The organism is Ilumatobacter sp., assembly GCF_039969435.1.
In the GTDB taxonomy this organism is placed as follows: domain Bacteria; phylum Actinomycetota; class Acidimicrobiia; order Acidimicrobiales; family Ilumatobacteraceae; genus Ilumatobacter_A.
Genome location: NZ_JBDVNU010000025.1, coordinates 1 through 16,705 on the forward strand (window position 1 = coordinate 1; position 16,705 = coordinate 16,705).

General features: G+C 64.7%; 17 protein-coding genes. 9 read left to right on the top strand and 8 right to left on the bottom strand.

From position 1 onward, the window contains the following. Window positions 1-279: 279 nt before the first annotated feature. The 6 genes from ABJK40_RS13130 to ABJK40_RS13155 all read right to left on the bottom strand — a co-directional run bounded on the left by ABJK40_RS13130 (window position 280) and on the right by ABJK40_RS13155 (window position 5,783). Entirely contained in the window at window positions 280-555 is a 276-nt protein-coding gene (locus ABJK40_RS13130) for an IS3 family transposase (RefSeq protein WP_348478507.1), read from the bottom strand. Beyond that, window positions 552-860, bottom strand: coding sequence for a transposase (locus ABJK40_RS13135; protein ID WP_348478508.1), 309 nt, complete (start codon window positions 858-860; stop codon window positions 552-554). Before ABJK40_RS13135 ends, ABJK40_RS13130 begins: the two co-directional genes overlap by 4 nt. Window positions 861-1,499: 639 nt before the next feature. Next, the gene (locus ABJK40_RS13140) at window positions 1,500-2,324 is read right to left on the bottom strand and encodes a hypothetical protein (protein ID WP_348478510.1); all 825 of its coding nucleotides are present in this window, start codon (window positions 2,322-2,324) and stop codon (window positions 1,500-1,502) included. Between the two features lie 86 nt (window positions 2,325-2,410). After that, a complete protein-coding gene (locus ABJK40_RS13145) occupies window positions 2,411-3,970 on the bottom strand; it encodes a copper resistance protein CopC (RefSeq protein ID WP_348510308.1) in 1,560 nt (519 codons plus the stop codon). 89 nt (window positions 3,971-4,059) lie between these two features. Then, on the bottom strand, window positions 4,060-4,836 hold the full coding sequence (locus ABJK40_RS13150) for a DUF1775 domain-containing protein (RefSeq protein ID WP_348478513.1): 777 nt from the start codon (window positions 4,834-4,836) through the stop codon (window positions 4,060-4,062). A 38-nt stretch (window positions 4,837-4,874) separates the two neighbouring features. Then, a complete protein-coding gene (locus ABJK40_RS13155) occupies window positions 4,875-5,783 on the bottom strand; it encodes a hypothetical protein (protein WP_348478514.1) in 909 nt (302 codons plus the stop codon). 152 nt (window positions 5,784-5,935) lie between these two features. On the opposite strand from ABJK40_RS13155, the gene ABJK40_RS13160 reads away from it, so the two are divergent. The 7 genes from ABJK40_RS13160 to ABJK40_RS13190 all read left to right on the top strand — a co-directional run bounded on the left by ABJK40_RS13160 (window position 5,936) and on the right by ABJK40_RS13190 (window position 12,260). Continuing rightward, complete coding sequence (locus ABJK40_RS13160; protein ID WP_348478515.1) at window positions 5,936-6,646, top strand: DUF305 domain-containing protein; 711 nt, start codon at window positions 5,936-5,938, stop codon at window positions 6,644-6,646. A 213-nt stretch (window positions 6,647-6,859) separates the two neighbouring features. Continuing rightward, the gene (locus tag ABJK40_RS13165) at window positions 6,860-7,498 is read left to right on the top strand and encodes a thioredoxin domain-containing protein (RefSeq protein WP_348478516.1); all 639 of its coding nucleotides are present in this window, start codon (window positions 6,860-6,862) and stop codon (window positions 7,496-7,498) included. Window positions 7,499-7,532: 34 nt separating this feature from the next. Next, the gene (locus ABJK40_RS13170) at window positions 7,533-8,174 is read left to right on the top strand and encodes a vitamin K epoxide reductase family protein (RefSeq protein WP_348478517.1); all 642 of its coding nucleotides are present in this window, start codon (window positions 7,533-7,535) and stop codon (window positions 8,172-8,174) included. After that, entirely contained in the window at window positions 8,171-9,025 is an 855-nt protein-coding gene (locus tag ABJK40_RS13175; RefSeq protein WP_348478578.1) for a cytochrome c oxidase assembly protein, read from the top strand. The genes ABJK40_RS13170 and ABJK40_RS13175 overlap by 4 nt, the downstream gene beginning before the upstream one ends. A 183-nt stretch (window positions 9,026-9,208) precedes the next feature. After that, window positions 9,209-10,471 (top strand): peptidoglycan DD-metalloendopeptidase family protein, encoded by a 1,263-nt coding sequence (locus ABJK40_RS13180; RefSeq protein WP_348478518.1) that lies wholly within the window; start codon window positions 9,209-9,211, stop codon window positions 10,469-10,471. A 57-nt stretch (window positions 10,472-10,528) separates the two neighbouring features. Continuing rightward, the gene (locus ABJK40_RS13185) at window positions 10,529-11,479 is read left to right on the top strand and encodes an undecaprenyl-diphosphate phosphatase (protein ID WP_348478519.1); all 951 of its coding nucleotides are present in this window, start codon (window positions 10,529-10,531) and stop codon (window positions 11,477-11,479) included. Window positions 11,480-11,564: 85 nt separating this feature from the next. Beyond that, window positions 11,565-12,260 (top strand): CPBP family intramembrane glutamic endopeptidase, encoded by a 696-nt coding sequence (locus ABJK40_RS13190; protein ID WP_348478520.1) that lies wholly within the window; start codon window positions 11,565-11,567, stop codon window positions 12,258-12,260. Window positions 12,261-12,499: 239 nt separating this feature from the next. On the opposite strand, the gene ABJK40_RS13195 is transcribed toward ABJK40_RS13190, so the two are convergent. Continuing rightward, on the bottom strand, window positions 12,500-12,700 hold the full coding sequence (locus tag ABJK40_RS13195) for a hypothetical protein (RefSeq protein ID WP_348415850.1): 201 nt from the start codon (window positions 12,698-12,700) through the stop codon (window positions 12,500-12,502). 260 nt (window positions 12,701-12,960) lie between these two features. On the opposite strand from ABJK40_RS13195, the gene ABJK40_RS13200 reads away from it, so the two are divergent. Both ABJK40_RS13200 and ABJK40_RS13205 read left to right on the top strand, forming a co-directional pair. Then, window positions 12,961-14,313, top strand: coding sequence for a tetratricopeptide repeat protein (locus tag ABJK40_RS13200; protein WP_348510309.1), 1,353 nt, complete (start codon window positions 12,961-12,963; stop codon window positions 14,311-14,313). An 89-nt stretch (window positions 14,314-14,402) separates the two neighbouring features. Next, window positions 14,403-15,617 (top strand): FAD:protein FMN transferase, encoded by a 1,215-nt coding sequence (locus ABJK40_RS13205; protein WP_348478523.1) that lies wholly within the window; start codon window positions 14,403-14,405, stop codon window positions 15,615-15,617. A 140-nt stretch (window positions 15,618-15,757) separates the two neighbouring features. Here the strand turns inward: ABJK40_RS13205 and ABJK40_RS13210 are convergent, their stop codons facing one another. Further along, on the bottom strand, window positions 15,758-16,402 hold the full coding sequence (locus ABJK40_RS13210) for a cation diffusion facilitator family transporter (protein ID WP_348478524.1): 645 nt from the start codon (window positions 16,400-16,402) through the stop codon (window positions 15,758-15,760). Window positions 16,403-16,705 lie beyond the last annotated feature (303 nt).

The window sequence follows — 16,705 nt, forward strand, 5'->3', positions numbered from 1 at the left end:
CACGCCGCCGAACGCGACCAGCACCACCGCGTCGACCTCTTCAACATGCTCCTCGAACGCGCCCGCACCGAGCAACCATGACCTCAACCGCCAGAAATCTCAGATTGCCCTTGACACCGATTACCCACATAAGTGCCGATCTGATCGGCCGACGGCCGCTTGTGGCGATGTCGTTATGCGCTGCGAGTATCGACGTCAGGTAGGTATTTGGATCTGTGACAGCAGGGTTCTGTCTCGACCTGCGCGTGACGGGTCCGGGTCGTGCCGCAACCGAGGAGGTCAAGCGCTCGTCCACCAGCCGTTGTCCCGACAGATCCGCCACACCGTGCGATCGCACACGACGTGACCGGCAGTGCGGACCTCATCGGCGAGGAACCGGTAGCCGAACTCCGGGTCGTCGGCGTGCGCGTCGAAGATCGCGTTGGTGAGATACGCCTCGTCGAGCAACTCGTCCGAGACCGGCTGATGGCGCCAGCGGTAGTAGTCCTGGCGGCAGAGCTTCAACACCCGACACGTCACCGTGACGGGGATCCCATCAGCAGCGAGCTCGCTCACGAGCGGGTAGATCCTTTTCCCGGCAGGTTCGCCTGAGACAGATACGCAGCTGCTCGCCGCAGCACTTCGTTCTCCTGCTCCAACAGCCGGATCCGCTTGTTCGCCTCGCGCAGCTCAGCGTTCTCAGCGGTCGATCTGCCGGGCTTGGTGCCGGCGTCGACTGCGGTCTGGGAGAGCCAGTTCGACAACGTCATCGCGTGGATCCCGAAATCCTTCGCGATCTGCTCCAACGTCACCCCCTCCTCGCGGTTCTGGGCGACTCTCACGACATCGTCGCGGAACTCCTTCGGGTATGGCTTCGGCATAGCAACATCCTTCCAGGCCCACCCCGAGGGCAAGCCAGATCAGATGTCACCGAACCGTGCAGCAGACCCGTTCCTCCGTTTCAGCATCACTATTGACACCCGCAGCAACGTCCTAGAGTTCTAAGCGCTACACGACTCGCTGCCAGCGTCGAGTCAATGTTCGGTTGCACCGGTCAGAGCGCCAAGCAGGAACGCAACCATTCCCGGCGCCGGCGTTGCCGCCTGCCCCGAGTGTTGTGCGCATCCTGTCGGCGACGTGATGGCAGCCACCGTGTGGGGATCTGGCCCCGAATTGCCGCTCGTCGGCACCCTCGCACGCGTCGCGTCGCTGCCACCGCAATTTGCGCGATGTCCCTATGTGGCCGGCGCCGAGAGTGCAGATCGGCGCGAGCCAGGTTCTCGATGAGGTGCCAGACCCGCCGCTCTTCGACGATGGCTCGGTTGGTCGACATGCTGCACACGGGCTGGCGGCCCACCTGCAACAGCGCCGACATCTACGTCACCGTGGGTGTCGCCTGGTAGGCGATCATCAGCACCAGATCCGGACCGTCGGCTTCGTCGACCACCGATGCGATCGAGTCTGAACCGGAAAGACTCCGATCGGACGAATCGGGTCCGCTGCCGGCGCGATGCGTCCGATCAGGATCCGAACGTGCAGGACTCGTCGGGGCCGGGATAGTCGATGTCGGCGAGTCTGCTCGCCGTTCGCTTTGTCGCGTCCGGGACCTCGACTGGTTCGAGGTCGTCGTGGGTGGCGGTGACGACGTAGCGGTCTCGGTGCTCGGCGTCGGTTCCGTCGTCTCCGGTCGCACCCGGGTCGACGATGAGGCCCGTCACGCGGCCGAACGAGTCGATCACTGCGGTGATCGTGGGAATCTGGTTACGTTCGTCGTCGGTGACTGTGACGCCGCCGGCTGCGAGTTCGTCGAGGTACAGGTCGGGTTCGATCGTGATCTCGATGGCCTCACCATCAAGTCCGAACGGTGTGGATGTTGCGTCGACTGTTGCCGCAATGTCGATCGCCGCGAGGACGGTGGAGCGGAGGTCGGGTTCGTCGATGCCGGTCAGGATGTAGCTGCTGAGAATGTCGCCGAACTCCTCGACGAGGCGGTCTTCGTCGAGGCTTGCGTCGAGAGGTATGTCGAGCCAAGAGTCGATCTGACTGCTCTGGCCGACGAGCAGCGCTGTGTCGGTGATGATCAGCGGCGGTGCGTTGCGTCGAGGAGCGAGACGCAACACTCCGTTGGTGGCGTCCATCGAACCCTCGACGGCGTCCAGTCCGCTGAGGCAGTCCGCGTACGGCGAGGCGCTGTCGGGCTGGTAGGTGAAATCCCATCGTTGTGGAATGGGTGCGTTCGTCAGACGGTCCACGATCGGTGCCGCTTCGTCGGAGGCGACATCGGAAGAACTGTCTCCGCAGCCAGCGGCGGTCACGGCGAAGACGATGACGGTGACGAGTCGCATCAGTCGTGCCGTGAGTGGCCGGTCAGCACGCAATTGAGTGGGCTGCCACCGATGGCTCTTGACTGCGGGAGCGGGCACTGGAGCCGTCAGTTCTCGACTGGTACGTCGACGTTGAAGACGACTTGGTCGAACTCGCCGTATCGGGCGGTGATCTCGATGGTCCAGAGTCCGGCAACGGGGAAGTCGGCATCGTCGGCGATGACATGGTTCGGGCTGGTCGGGTAGGTTTCGATCTCGATCGGCCCGATCTGCTCGCTTTCGAGGTCGGCGGTCACGGTGATCTCGTCGGCACGGTCGAGTCCGCCTCGTGGCGAGGTGATGGTGACGTGCATGACGGTGCCGCCGGTGACGGCGGGTTCGAGTTCAACCTGTGCGATGCGGTCGCCCTGCACCACCGACGCAGTTTGGTTCTGCGGTTCGGACCGGTTCGGAGGCGGGGCGTTGACGAGCCCAGAAGTTGCTGCGATCACGAAAACGATGCCGACGACTTCGATCAGGACGCTTCTTCGTGTTCCTGTCGACGTGCTCCCTTCGGTCGGTCCTGGAGCGGCGCTGAGCGCGAACACTTCCGCCGAGGGAGCGACATTGTTTCGAGCGAGGAGTCGTCGTGTGATCGCTGCGGTCGCGACCACGACGGCAACGAGTGTGACCTTGACGACCAGCCAGCGGCCGTAGCTCGAGTCGGTGATCCCGCCGAGACCGCCGACCTGGCGCCACCCGTTGAGGCTGCCGCTGAGTGCGAGCACGGCGACCGATCCGAGCGCCCACGGCGAGAACCGGTTTGCCGTCTCCCAGAAGCGGGTTCGTGGAAGCCCGATGATCAGGAGGGTCAGACCGCCGACCCAGATGGTCATGGCTGCAAGGTGGGTGACGGTTGCGGCGAAGCCGAGCGCAACCCAGCGCCCGGTGACACCGTGGCCGCCTGCGGCGACGATCCCAAGCAGCCCGAGACCAGCGAAAGTGGCCGCAGCGGCGCCGACCTTGGAGCGAAGTCGGTGTCGCGACAAGACGATCGGAACGAAGGCGACGATCGCAGCGAAACGCAGCACCCACCACTGACCCGACTGCGTCGCTGCGACGGTGGGCCAGTCGAGCACCGACGAGCCGATCAGGCTGGCCTGAGCCGAGATCATGGCTGCGGTTCCGGCGGCACCGGTCGCCACGCCGGCCATGAGGAGTCGGCCGATCCGGCGTGTCGAGAGCTGGGGTCGGGCGAGTGCCGTTGCTGCGAACAGTCCGCCGAGGACGACGGCGATGCCTGCGTAGCTCGCGAAGCGCCCGATCGCGAGTGGGACGGCACCGTCGGGTGAGTCATTGCTTGTTGCGAACAGGTCGTCGACGAGCCCGGATCTCGTTGCGGTTTCTTCTCCGACCGAGAACGTGAAGGCGCCGCGAATGTTGTGGGAGTCCGCCGACAGAGCCTGCCAGGCAACGACGTAGGTGCCGTTGCTCAGTGTTTCGTCGATCTCGACTCCGAGTGTGGTGTCTCCACGTGATTGGTCGGCGGTGCCGAGATCGACGTCGTTGCCGTCAGCGTCAACGACGCGCAGCGCCGGCTCGACCGGGTCGATCGCCTCGCTGAACGTGAGCACGATCTCGGATGGCGCCTCGTCGAGCACGGCCTGATTGCCAGGGATCGTCTCCACCAGATCGGCGTGGGCACTGACCGGTCCCGACCAACTCAGCCCTGCGACGACGATGACGACCGCGGTGACTAAACGACCCCAGGAGGACATCATGACGATTGGCGGCGAATGGAGAGCACGACTGCGGTGCCTGCGACGACGATCGCTACGCCCACGGCGATTGCGAGGAGCAGCCCATTTCCGCCGTCGCTGTCGTCGTCAGCATCAGCGAGCGAATCGACGCCCGTCGTGGACGTTTCGACCATGGTGTCATCCGGGGTATCGGTGGTGGCGGGGGCCGTCGGGGGCGTCGCAGATGGCGCTGTCGTCGATGTCAAAGCATCGGCGGTCGTTTCGGGCTCCACCGTCGTGGTGGTTTCGGGCACGATCGTTGTGGTGGCTGCGGGCGCTGCCGGCGTGGCGATCGGGCCGATCAGGGCCATGGCGGGTGCGGGTTCGTCCAGTTCGTCGTCGGAGCCGTCGCTGGGGACGTCGATCCAACGGATCTCACCAGCCTCGCAGCGTTGGACGAACGGGAAGTACACGGTGGCGTCAGGTGTCGAGGGCAGGGTCAGCGCGATGTTGAAGGTGAGTTCCTGATCGTCGGGAAGTGGGCCGCCGGCGAAGGTGACGACGTTGTCTTCTACGGAGCCTTCCCATCCCTGTGGTGCTTCGGGCGTGGCGTCGGTGACTCCGTCGGGCAGTCGCATGTCCAGCGACGTCGTTGGTGACCCGTCGCAGCCGTGTTCGACGGTGAATCCAATGGAGAGTCGGCTTCCAGCTTGTGCTTCGGTTGGGTCGGGATCGATGTGGGCGAAGGCGGGTGACGAGACGAGCAGGGTGCTTGCTGCGGCGAGGAGCACGATGGCGGCTTGGCGAATGCGCATGTCGGTCCTTCAGGCCAAGTCGGGTGGAGAGCTGTTCGTCAAGCGATCGTGGCGATGCGGTCGCGTAGTTCGCTGACGTCGACGACGACGTCGAATCGTTCGACCACGATGCCGTCGGCGCCGACGAGGAAGATAGAGGGTTCGAAGGTCAGACCGGACGCGTCGACGGCGGGGGCGGGCGTGGTGGCGGTGTTGTCGGTGTAGACCTCGCTGTGCACAAACGTCACGTCGTCGAAGTCGCCGGCGACTTCGATCAACAGTTCGAGGATCGGGCCGCATGTCGCGGTCTGGCAGAACGCAGGAGTGCCGATCAGATAGACGACCGGCTTCCCGATGGCGAGCGCATCGGTCACCGTCACCTCGTGGAATGGGCAGGGGGGCTCTCGTGTGCAGATCGGGTCTACTCCGCGACCATCGGACGCTGTTGGAGTGTCGAAGGGTTCGAGTCGATCGCCCGGGCCAGCGAACGGCAACCCACCAACTTCGACGACGGTGAATGATGCGTCGGCGCGAGCGCCGTCCAGGTCGACCTGCAGCGTGTAGATGGCCGGGTCGGCGACGTCGAGTCGGAATTCGTAGTACGGCAGCGCCACCGACTCGATCCGCCGTCGGCCGATGACTTCGACAATCAGTTCTCCCTGCTCGTTCAAGAGGCCGGCACGCAGCTCGTCGGGGCCTTCGGCTCGAAGCGTGCCGTCGATGTCGGCGACGCCGAGCGCAAGCCGCCGATCAGAACCTGCGGTGATGCTCGGATCGGTGAAATAACGGATGATCGCGAAGTCATCGCCGTCGCTGGTCGAGGAGTCGTCGCTTTCCGATACGTCGGCCCCGGACGTGTCCAGCGGGGCAGACCCATTGTCGGTCGAACCGCAGGCTGCGAGCAGCACTCCTCCGGTTCCGGCGAGGAAGAACCGACGACTGATCGACCCGCTGCTGGTGGCGTTCACATTGCCGAATCTATGTGTTCGCCGAGCAGACAGGTCGTCAGCAGCGCCGTACCATCCGTGTTCGTGAACGACGTCACCGCCTCAGACAAACAGAAGCGTACCGTCGTCGCATGCACGCGCGGACCGATCCTTCTCGAAGAGGCTGCTGTCCGATGACGCTCACCGATCGCACCGAGGAGCCGTTCATCTCCTCCTCCGACGATTCCAAATCAAGCGCCACCGAAAACGACTCCGTTGGAGGCGCGTCTGACGCAACTGTTGAGCGCTTTTACCGGATCGTGCTGATTGCGCTCGCCATCGCTGTTGCTGCTGCCGCGTTCGGCGCAGCCGGTTTGTGGGCTTTGGGGGCAGACGATGCGGAGCAGCCGCCGATGAACGAAGTCGATGTCGGGTTCGTGCGCGACATGCTCGATCACCATGAACAGGCGCTGCTGATCGCGAACATCTACCTCGACGAACGACCTGACAGCGGCGTTGCACCCTACGCACGAGAGGTGCTGCTGTATCAGCAACGCGAGATCGGTTGGATGGAGGGCTGGCTCGCCGAGGAGGGATACGCCGTGGGTGAATCCGACCGTACCGCCATGGAGTGGATGGACGAACCGGTTCCCGTCGCCGAGATGCCCGGCATGCAGTCCCAGCAGCGTTTGGATGAACTCGACGCAGCGACCGGCGAGGACGCCGACCGCCTGTTCTTCCTGATCATGGCCGACCACCATCTGGGTGCCATCCACATGGGCGATCACGCAAAGCTGAACGGCGCTCGCCAGGAGATCATGGATTTCGCGGCCAACGTGTCTCGTAATCAGAAGATCGAGATCGCCGAGTACCAGGCCGCCTACGAGCGTCTTGGCCTTGGCTGACCCGGACGGCGGTCCTGCGTTTCGCCATCCTCGCCAACAAACCGCCAATGATGTCCTCACCCCCCAGCGACCGCGATGGAACCAATCGTGGCTCCCAAGCCACTGGTGTTGCATGGACTTCGAGATGTCTGGCACGACCCTTCGACCGCGAGGCAGACAACGTCCGCTGTGGAATGGTGTTTCGGCGGGTCGCGACGCCGGGTCGAGTCGACCGTGACCCGCAATCTGAAATTGTCGGTCGGGCTGGTCGCCGTGGCGGTCGTCGCTGTCGTGGTCGCTCTGCTGGCAGGGGGCGACGGGCCCGCAGCTGCGCCGGCGGCCGACCGCGATGACCGCCTGGTGCGAGCTGACAGCCAGGTTCTTTCGCAAGGCGACAGCGACACGACGTTCGTCGAGTTCCTCGACTTCGAGTGTGAGGCGTGCCGCGCTGCTCACCCGGCGATCGAAGCACTTCGAGAGATGTACGGCGATCGGGTCACGTTCGTCGTCCGGAACTTCCCGCTCCACGAGAACTCTGAAGGCGCAGCCCAAGCCGCTGAGGCCGCCGCTGCCCAGGGCGAGTTCGAGGCGATGTACAACCTGTTGTTCGAGACGCAACCCGAGTGGGGTGAGAAGTCCTCGTCACAGCGCGACGTGTTCTTCGGTTTCGCCGAAGACCTCGGTCTCGACATGGACGAGTTCGAGGCCGTCTACGACGCCGACGAAACAATCGAGTTGATCCGCCGGGACAAGGCCGATGGAATGGAACTGGGTGTGGAGGCGACCCCCAGCTTCTTCCTCGACGGAGAACAGCTTCAGCCGTCCTCGTTCGAGGAACTGACCGCCCAGATCGATGCTGCTCTCGCCGCCTGACACCACTGCTCATCCGTCGTCGTCTGCTGAAGATGTGGACGTCGACGCCGAGCCTGATCGCGACCCGGGCTACGAAGGCGTGGCTGCACCGCTTCGAGGCGTGGCATTCGGTTGGATGCTGCTGATGTCGGGGTCGCTCGGGGTCGCAATGGCCGCCGTTCTGCTCATCGAAAAGGTCCGGATCCTGGAGGATCCGTCGTATGTGCCGAGTTGCAGCATCAACCCGATACTGAGCTGCGGGTCGATCATGACCACCTCTCAAGCCGAAGCGTTCGGTTTCCCCAACCCGATCATCGGGATCGCTGGCTTCACCGTGGTCGCCACTGCTGGGGCCGGGGTCATCGCCCGAGCGCAGTTCGCACGGTGGTTCTGGCTCGCCCTCCTCGCAGGCAGTGCGGCAGGCGTCGTCTTCGTGCACTGGTTGGCGTTCCAAAGCCTGTATCGAATCGGCGCGCTGTGTCCGTACTGCATGGTCGTCTGGGTCATCACGATCGCCGTGTTCTGGTACACGTTGCTTCGCTTTCTCGAGCCCCTCGCAGCCGCGAACGATTCGTCGGCATCAGGTTGGTACCGGCGGGTGGCCGCGCTCCACGGTGTCGTCTTGACTGGCTGGTACCTCACGATCATCGGTCTGATCACGGTGCGGTTCTGGGACTACTGGTCGACGCTCGCATGATCGTCGCAGTAGCCGTGGACGCCGAAACTGCGTCGCCGTGGGCGTGGGAGGCTCGCCCGGACGTGTGGATTCTCGTGGCGAGTCTCGCGTTGGCCTACTGGTGGTCGTTAGTGAAGCTGCGCCCGCGACTTCCGAACCCTCCCCCGATGCCGAGTGTCGCCCAGCGCGGACGATTCGCGCTCGGCCTCGTGGTGCTCTGGCTGGCCGTGGATTGGCCACTCGACAGGATCGGCGACGACTATCTGTTCAGCGCGCACATGGTGCAGTTCTTGTTGATCACCCTGATCTCGGCGCCGTTGCTGGTGGTAGGTCTCCCCTCCTGGCTTCTGGTCGAATTGACCCACCCTGTCCGTGGGCTGATCCGCATCCTGAATCGCGCCCCGGTCGCGCTGATCTTGTTCCAGGTGGTGCTGGTTGGCACGCACCTTCCCAGTGTCGTCTCGCTGTACGCGTCGAACTCGCTGGTGCACTTCTTGCTGCATGCTTTGTGGGTCGTTGCCGGGGGTGTGTTCTGGCTCCCGATCCTGGGCACCGAGCCGTTCGTCAAGCCGTTGCAACGGCCGGTGAAGATCGTCTCGCTCATCGGCGCCACGATCGCGCCGACGGTTCCCGCGTCGTTCTTGACGTGGACCGAGACCGCGTTCTATCCGTCCTACGCCGAAGCACCACGACTGTGGGGAATCTCGCCGGTTGTCGACCTTCAGATCGCCGGGGCGGTGATGAAGATCGGCGGCGGGATCATTCTGTGGAGCTTCATCATCGCGATCTTCGCCCGGTGGGCGACCAGCGAGCCGCGGATCGACCGTCCCCGACCGAAGCGCACTGCGCCAGCGCCGCAACGTATCTCGTGAGCCCCGGACATCCACCGTTCCGTCTGTGTGGCCTCAGGAGGGCCTCAGGTTCCGTCGGTACGCCGCAAACATGTCACCCACGAACTGACATCTGATCGCAACACAACCGTTATATTTCCGGCACTCATGAGAAGCAGCGGGCGGAGTGGATCGGGCACTGGTTGGTTACGCACGGCCGTAACGGTGTCGCTGACTCTCACGCTGGCTGTCGCACGCCCCTCGGTGGCCGACGCTGACCACGGCGGCTCAGCAGCCCAAGATGCGGCCGCTGAGATCCAGGCGGCACGAGACCGCGCCGACACAGCGGCCCAAGCGCTCTTCGACAAGGAATCCGAGATCGACCAACTTGAGGTCTCCATTTCCACCGCGGAGGTCGAACTTGCGCAGATCGAGGGCGAAGCCGAAGAGATGCGTGAAGGTCTCGAATATCAGGCGGTGCGCCAGTTCGTCGGCGCCGGCCCGACCAGCTTTCCGTTGCTGATCGATCTGGACGATGCGAACGACTCGCTCAGCGCCGGCGTCTACGGCTCGGTCGCCAGCGAGACGGCCAACGTCGATCTCGACGATTTCGACGCCGTGATGACCGAGGTCGACGAGCAACGCGACTCGTTGGCGTCTCGACGCGACGACGCCGAAGAAGCGACCCGGACGTATGCCGTCCTCCAGGAAACAGCCGAGGCCGAGGTCGAGTTGTTGGGTCAGATCGAGGCGCGACGTCTCCAGGACGAAGCAGTACAGCACGAACTCGACGAGCAACAACGCCAGCGTGAAGAACGCGAACGGCTCGAGCGTGAAGCTACCGACGAGGCGGCTGCAGCCGTTCAGGCCGCGGCGGTGCCGGCAACCGTTGCGACGCCTGCTGCAACACCTGCACCGCCTCCAGAAACCGACTCACCGCTGCCGGACCAGTCACGACCTGCGACCACGGATCCGACTCCACCCACGCCACCGACACCCATACCGACGACACCAACTGCACCATCACCGACTCCTGCGCCAGCACCCGAGCCCAGCCCAACTGCACCGGTTCCACCGACACCTGCGCCCGACAACGCTGGCAGCGATCTGGCGTGCCCGATTGCCGGTCCCCGTTCCTTCGCCGACACATGGGGTGCGTCACGATCCGGGGGCCGCAGCCACGAAGGCGTCGACATGATGTCGCCGGGCGGCACACCGCTCGTTGCCATGGAGGCGGGACGAGTCGAGTTCAAGACGAACAACCTCGGCGGAAACACGGTGCGCCTCTACGGGGCGAGCGGCACTCGCTACTACTACGCGCACCTCAGTAGCTGGGAGGGATCGAGCCGACCAGTTGCGAAGGGCGACGTCATTGGCTACGTCGGCAAGACCGGCAACACATCCGCGAACCACTTACATCTCCAAGTGCACCCCGGCGGCGGCCAGGCTGTGAACCCCTACCCGTACGCGCGACGTGCCTGCGGCTAGCCGTACAAGCGGCCCGCAATCGGGTGACGTCACGAAGCCGACTCGGCGCACCGCTCAATGATCGCCGACACCGAACTCGGCGCAGCCGACAACCACACTCGCCGCATCAGGTTGCTCTCTTCTCTTGCCGTCGTCATCGTGGCGATGGTGGTCGTGGCCGCCGTGACCAGTGCTGGCGACGGCAGGTTGTCGCTCGGTGAGGCAATCCTGCTCGGCATCGTCGAGGGCGCCACCGAGTACCTGCCGGTCAGCTCGACCGCTCACCTCGCCGTCGTGCAAGACGCCCTCGGCCTCACGTCGTCCAACGACGGACAACGAGCGGCGGACGCCTACGCAATTGTCATCCAGATCGGAGCGATCGCAGCCGTTGCCGGCCTGTACCGCAACCGTCTCGTGTCGCTGTCCACAGCACTTCTGCAACGTCGTCGTGCGGGCAACTCCGCTGCGTTTGCGCTGGTTGCTGCATTCACGCCCGCCGCGGTCATCGGGCTGGTGTTCGGCGATCTCATCAAGGACCGCTTGTTCTCGACGTGGCCGATCGTTGCCGCATGGGTCGTCGGCGCATTCGCCCTGCTCTGGCCGCGCCTCACGACGCCATCGGGCCACCGGCCCTTCGAGTCCCTGACCACGCGCGATGGACTGATCATCGGGCTCGCTCAGACGTTGGCACTGTGGCCAGGCACGAGTCGGAGTCTCGTCACGATTCTTGCTGCACTTGCTGTCGGCTTGACTCTGTCTGCAGCCGTGGAATTCAGCTTTCTGCTCGGTCTCATCACCCTCGGCGCGGCCACCGCATACCAACTGTTCGTGGACGGCGAGGTGATCCTCCAACAGTTCGGACTCGTCGGCACCCTTGCCGGGGTCACCACCGCTGCCGCCACCGCCTGGGCAGCAGTCAGGTGGATGGTCGGCTATCTGGAGAAGCACCCTCTCGCCGTCTTCGGCTACTACCGACTGTGTATCGCTGCGCTCGTCACGGTCGTCGCCGTGCTGACCTCCGCTGGGTGACAACGGTGCTCGTATCTGGCCGAGGTGGGGAGGGCCCAAAGTCGCCCAGCGGCAGTGTCGGGGCAATCGAGCGGGCGCTGCGCCGGTGAGCGCCGAGAGGTCGGATGGAGCGCAGTTGGCCGTCGGCTACTGGGCAATCGGGTGGGTGACCGCACAGTTCGCGTCGCTGCTCGTGATCAGCGCAGCCGGGTCCGGGAGTGACGGAACCGACATCCCGATTCCACTGCTCGGTGTGGCGACGCTCGTTTCGTGGAGTGTTCTGGTCGTGATGTTGGTGGTCTTCTCGCGCCGGGTCGGCACGGGCAGTTTCCTGGTCGACTTTCAAGTCTCCGCCAAGGTCGGCGATGCTCTGTTCATCCCGGTCGGTGTGTTCATCCAACTGGTTACGGTGCCGTTGCTGTATGCGCCCCTGCGATCGCTCTGGCCCGACACGTTCTCCGACGCACGGATTCAGGACAACGCTCGCGACCTCGTCGATCGAGCCGGCGGATTCTCGACGATCGTCCTCATCTTGATGGTTGTGATCGGAGCCCCGATCGTCGAAGAACTCGTGTATCGGGGCTTCCTTCAACGCTGGCTCGCCACCCGGTTCACCCGCATCGCCAGTTGGCTGGTCGTGGCAGGACTGTTCACCGCCATCCACCTCCGTCCCGTCGAGTATCCCGGCCTCGCCCTGTTCGCACTGGCGGTCGGCGCTGCGATGCTCGTCACTGGGCGGATTGGAGCACCGATCGCGCTCCATGTCGGCTTCAACGCCGCCGGGATCCTCCTCGCATTCTGATCCTCCAGAGATCGACGTCGGTAGGTACCCCGACAGCGAACCCGAGGTCATTTTCGAGTACCCACGTCAGCGACGGTGTCTCAGCAGCCACCGGCACCAACAGTTGCATGGTGTCGACGCCGTCAGTTCTTCTCGAGCATCGGGCTGACTGCAGCCTCGGCAACGGGGTCGGTGCGACGAACGGTTCGGCGGCGGATGCCTTTCGCGCCACACGTTGCGGGTGACGCCGAGCATCCACGTCAACGCCAGGCCGCGTTCCCAGCGGTGAAGTATTTGATCACGCAGAATAGCGCTTCTTGAGCGAGGCCATCGCTGTCCTCGGGGCGGGTGCGGTAGGTGGCGAGCCGCCAGACGTCGGTCTGGACCTCGCAGCCGAACCGGCAGAGCGCCACGTCAGCGTCGTCGCGACCCGCAAGAGCAATTGCATCAGGGTCGAACATTCCGGCTCGGTGTGCCCGGTCGCGGTCGTGGATGCGACGCAGGAAACAATCGTGAAATCAAGACATCGGCGACGAGATGGAACTGGACGGACATCTGGAGCCACTCGTGGACATGGAGTGCAAGACGGCGCAAGAGACTGTGCGCCAACCTGACGGTTCTGGCCGCAGTCGAGCTGGTCTTCGCGTTGACCTGACTGCTGGCCGACCGTGACGCGTCGACTCCGGCTGATCCCGATTCGCCCCGGAACCGAACCGCTCTCATGAAACGTCGCACTCGCATGATCGTCACGGCGAGCGTCCTGGCCGTCGCACTGATTGCCGCCGGAGCATTTGGTGTGTCCCAGTTCTCGGAGTCGGATTCCGACGAGATCGAGACGGCCGCGGACGCCGAGGTGATCGCACCGCAGGTGGTCGCCGGCGCTGCCGGCCCGCCCGCCGCCACGCTCGACGGCCTCGTCGAACAGCTCCTCGTCCGCGTCGAAGCTGTTCCGGGTGACCACGTCGCCTGGGCCACGCTCGGTATCGCTTACGTGCAACAGGCTCGTGTCGTCGCCGACCCGTCGCTGTTCCCGCGCGCTCAGGCTGCGCTCGAGGAGTCGCTCGCCGTCGAGCCCGACGACAACTTCCTCGCCTACGCGGGGCGCTCGGTGCTCGCAGCGGGCCGCCACAGGTTTGCCGACGCAAAGACCGAAGCCGAGCGCGGCCTGGAGATCAATTCGTTCAACCCGATCCTGTGGGGTGCGTTGAGCGATGCCCAACTCCAACTCGGCGAGTACGACGAGGCCGCAGCCTCGGTCGACCGGATGATCGAACTGTCGCCCGACACGTCGTCGTTCAGCCGGGCGTCCTACATCGCCGAACTGAACGGTGACGTCAATGAGGCCACCACGCTGATGCAACAGGCGCTCGATGACGCCGGCTCTCCCACCGATCGCGCTTTCGCGCTCACGATCCTCGGTGATCTGAAGTTCAACGCGGGCGAACCCGGTGAAGCCTTGACCCTCTACAACCAGGCCCGCGACGCAGCTCCCGACGATGCCGCAGCGTTGTACGGAAAGGCTCGGGCCGAGGCGGCGCTCGGCCAGAACGAAACGGCGCTCGACCACTACGCCGAACTCGTCGAGGCGTCGCCCGAACCGTCGTACCTCGTGGCCTACGGCGAACTTCTCGAGTCACTCGGGCGCACGGAAGAGGCCGAACAGCAGTATGCGGTGGTCGACGCGGTGCTCGCGCTGTTCGAGGAGAACGGCGTGGAGAACGACGCTGCGCCGGTGCTCTTCCTGGCCGACCACGACGAACCCGAACGCGCACTGCGCGAAGCCGAGCGGGCCATTGCGGTGCGACCGTTCATCGCGATGCACGACGCTCACGCATGGGCGCTCTACGCCAGCGGTCGCTACGACGACGCTCTCGAAGCGAGTGAGCAAGCGTTGCGGTTGGGCACCCCGAACGCTCAGTTCCATTTCCATGCCGGGATGATCAAGCTCGCCCTCGGCAACGAGGACGGCGCGCGCGTCGATCTGGAACGCGCGCTCGAGATCAACCCGTTCTTCGACCCGCTCGACGTGCCGATCGCCCAATCCGCTCTGGCCGAACTCGGCCCAGCGACGTGAGCGGCTCGCAGCTCGCCGTCGACGTCGTGCCAGCAGGGTGAATCGATGCGGTCGCCGAGCGGCAACTGACCAGTACCCCCCCCCGGCACATGTCTGACGTCTCGCCGGATTCCGCAACCCGCCTCATTGCACACGTCGCAGAGAGCATCTCGGTCGATGTCGGGTCCGGCGACGCTGCAAACGCCGTGCGCGCCGCCGAGATGATCCGCCGTGAGATCTCCCGGCTCGAGCAGATGTTCAGCGTCAGCGACGATGCGAGCATGCTGAACCGTTGGATCGCCGTTCCGTCGACGAACACGACCGACGAATTCAACCGTCTCCTCGCCGCTGCCATTGGATGGCAGCGAATGAGCCGGGGTGCGTACAACATCAGCATGCGCGGGCTTCGAGATCTCTGGGACCGTGCCGCCGCTGCCGGCTGCCAGCCCAGCCCGGGCGAACTGCACGAAGCGGTCGAGGACATCGCTGATCCGCCGTACCGCTTCGAAACCGACGCACTGCGACAACTCCGTGACTGCAGCGTGATCGACCTCGACGCGATCGTTCCTGGTTTCGTGATCGACATCGCCGTCGACAAGGCAATGCGCGCCCTCGATCTCGGCGCCGTGACGGTGAGCACCCGCAACCGGACGCTTCACCGCTCGGCCGCCGACACGCACAGGTCCGACACAGCGTTCGTCGAGTGCTTCGGTGGCTCGGGAGTGTTTCTGCAGAACGCGGCACTCACTCTGCTCTGTTCCACCCACGCCTCGAACTCGGGGCGGCCCGACGACGTTCTCGACCCGCTGACGGGACGGCGCGTGTCGAACACCATCTCGGTTGCCGTCACCGCTCCAGATGCCGTCACCGCCGATGCCGTGGCGACAGCGGTTCGAGTCATGTCGACAGAAGATGGGCTGGACTTCGTTTGCCGATTGAACCAGCCCGTGGTAGCGCGGCATCCCAGCGAGTTCACCGCAGGAATCACGTCAGGGCCGATCCGATGTCTGATTCTCGATTCGCAACGCTGCGTTCATGACTCCGACGAGCACGGTGGGTCGTCACCGGAGTCCCGACCGCTCCATGCCAGACGCATCAAGCCAGCCCGCCCGTCCCGGCTTCTCCGGTGGAGAGGCCCTGGTAGCGGTGCCGCCGCCGGACCGAAGCGTGCCCCAGGTATGAGCGGAGAACTAGAGACCCTAGAGCGGGAAGCGTTCCACCTGAACGGACCCGTCAGTGATCGTGTTCGGGTTGAAGATGCCGACGGTGCCGGACCCGAGTCGCAGGATCCTGGAGCCCCGCTCGGTCACGGCGACTTGAGATGACAAGGTAGCCAAAGAGATCAGATCATCGAGCACCGTCGACTGGGCACGACCCAGTCGCCGGCCGATCGGTCGGAACGACTCATCGAGCGCGAGCCTGCATCGCCATGCTGATCTGGCGAATCGTGTCTGTCCGGGCGCTGTCAGGCCGTGACGTGTGTCGACTCCTCGTCAGCATGTGCCAATGCGGAGCGAGCGTCGCGGATCACATCTCGAGCTGTGCGGAGGAACAACACCGAGATCGCAACGCCGACGACCACGTCGGGCCAGACACTGTCGAATTGCCAGACCGCGACAGCAGCTGCGAGCACCGACACATTGGCGATTAGGTCATTGCGCGAACACAGCCACGTCGACGTCATGTTGATGTCATCGGAGCGATGCCGCCACAGAAGCGCGAACGCCCACGTGTTCCCGGCGAGCGCAACGATCCCCATCAGCGCCATCGCGTCTGCGACCGGTGGCGTGCCGTCCACGGCACGCCACGCCGCCTGTCCCAGCACGACGAGACCGAACACGAGCTGTACGACCCCTTTGGACAACGCCGCCCGAGCACGCCACCTCATACCGCGCTGCAGCACCCACAGGCTGAATGCGTAGACGAACGCGTCGCCGAGCATGTCGAGTGAATCGGCGAGCAGCGCCGTCGAGCGTGCCCACCAGCCGACGCCGAACTCCACCACGAAGAGCACCGCATTGATCCCGAGAACGGACCACAGCACCGTCCGCTGGCGGTCGCGCAGCGCGACGAGTGCGTCGTCGTCAGCAGCACAGCATCCAGCACTCATCGAGAGGAGTCTCTCATCGTCGGAGCCTTCCGACGACCCGTACCCGGCGTTCGGATCTCGAACCGATCGGTTTTCGCTGCGATCGTGGTGGACTCGTCGTTACGCGTGAGGGCCATTCCGAACACGTGGGTGCAGATCGCGAACCAGGCCCAACCGATGATTGCACCGATGATGACATCGGTCTTCCAGCGGACACCCGGTGCGACGCGCGTGCCGGAGAGAGTCCGATCTCGTTTCGGACCATCACCAAGAGGATCCCGGCCAAGGCGCCGACGAACACGATGATCACAAACGCAATCGCAA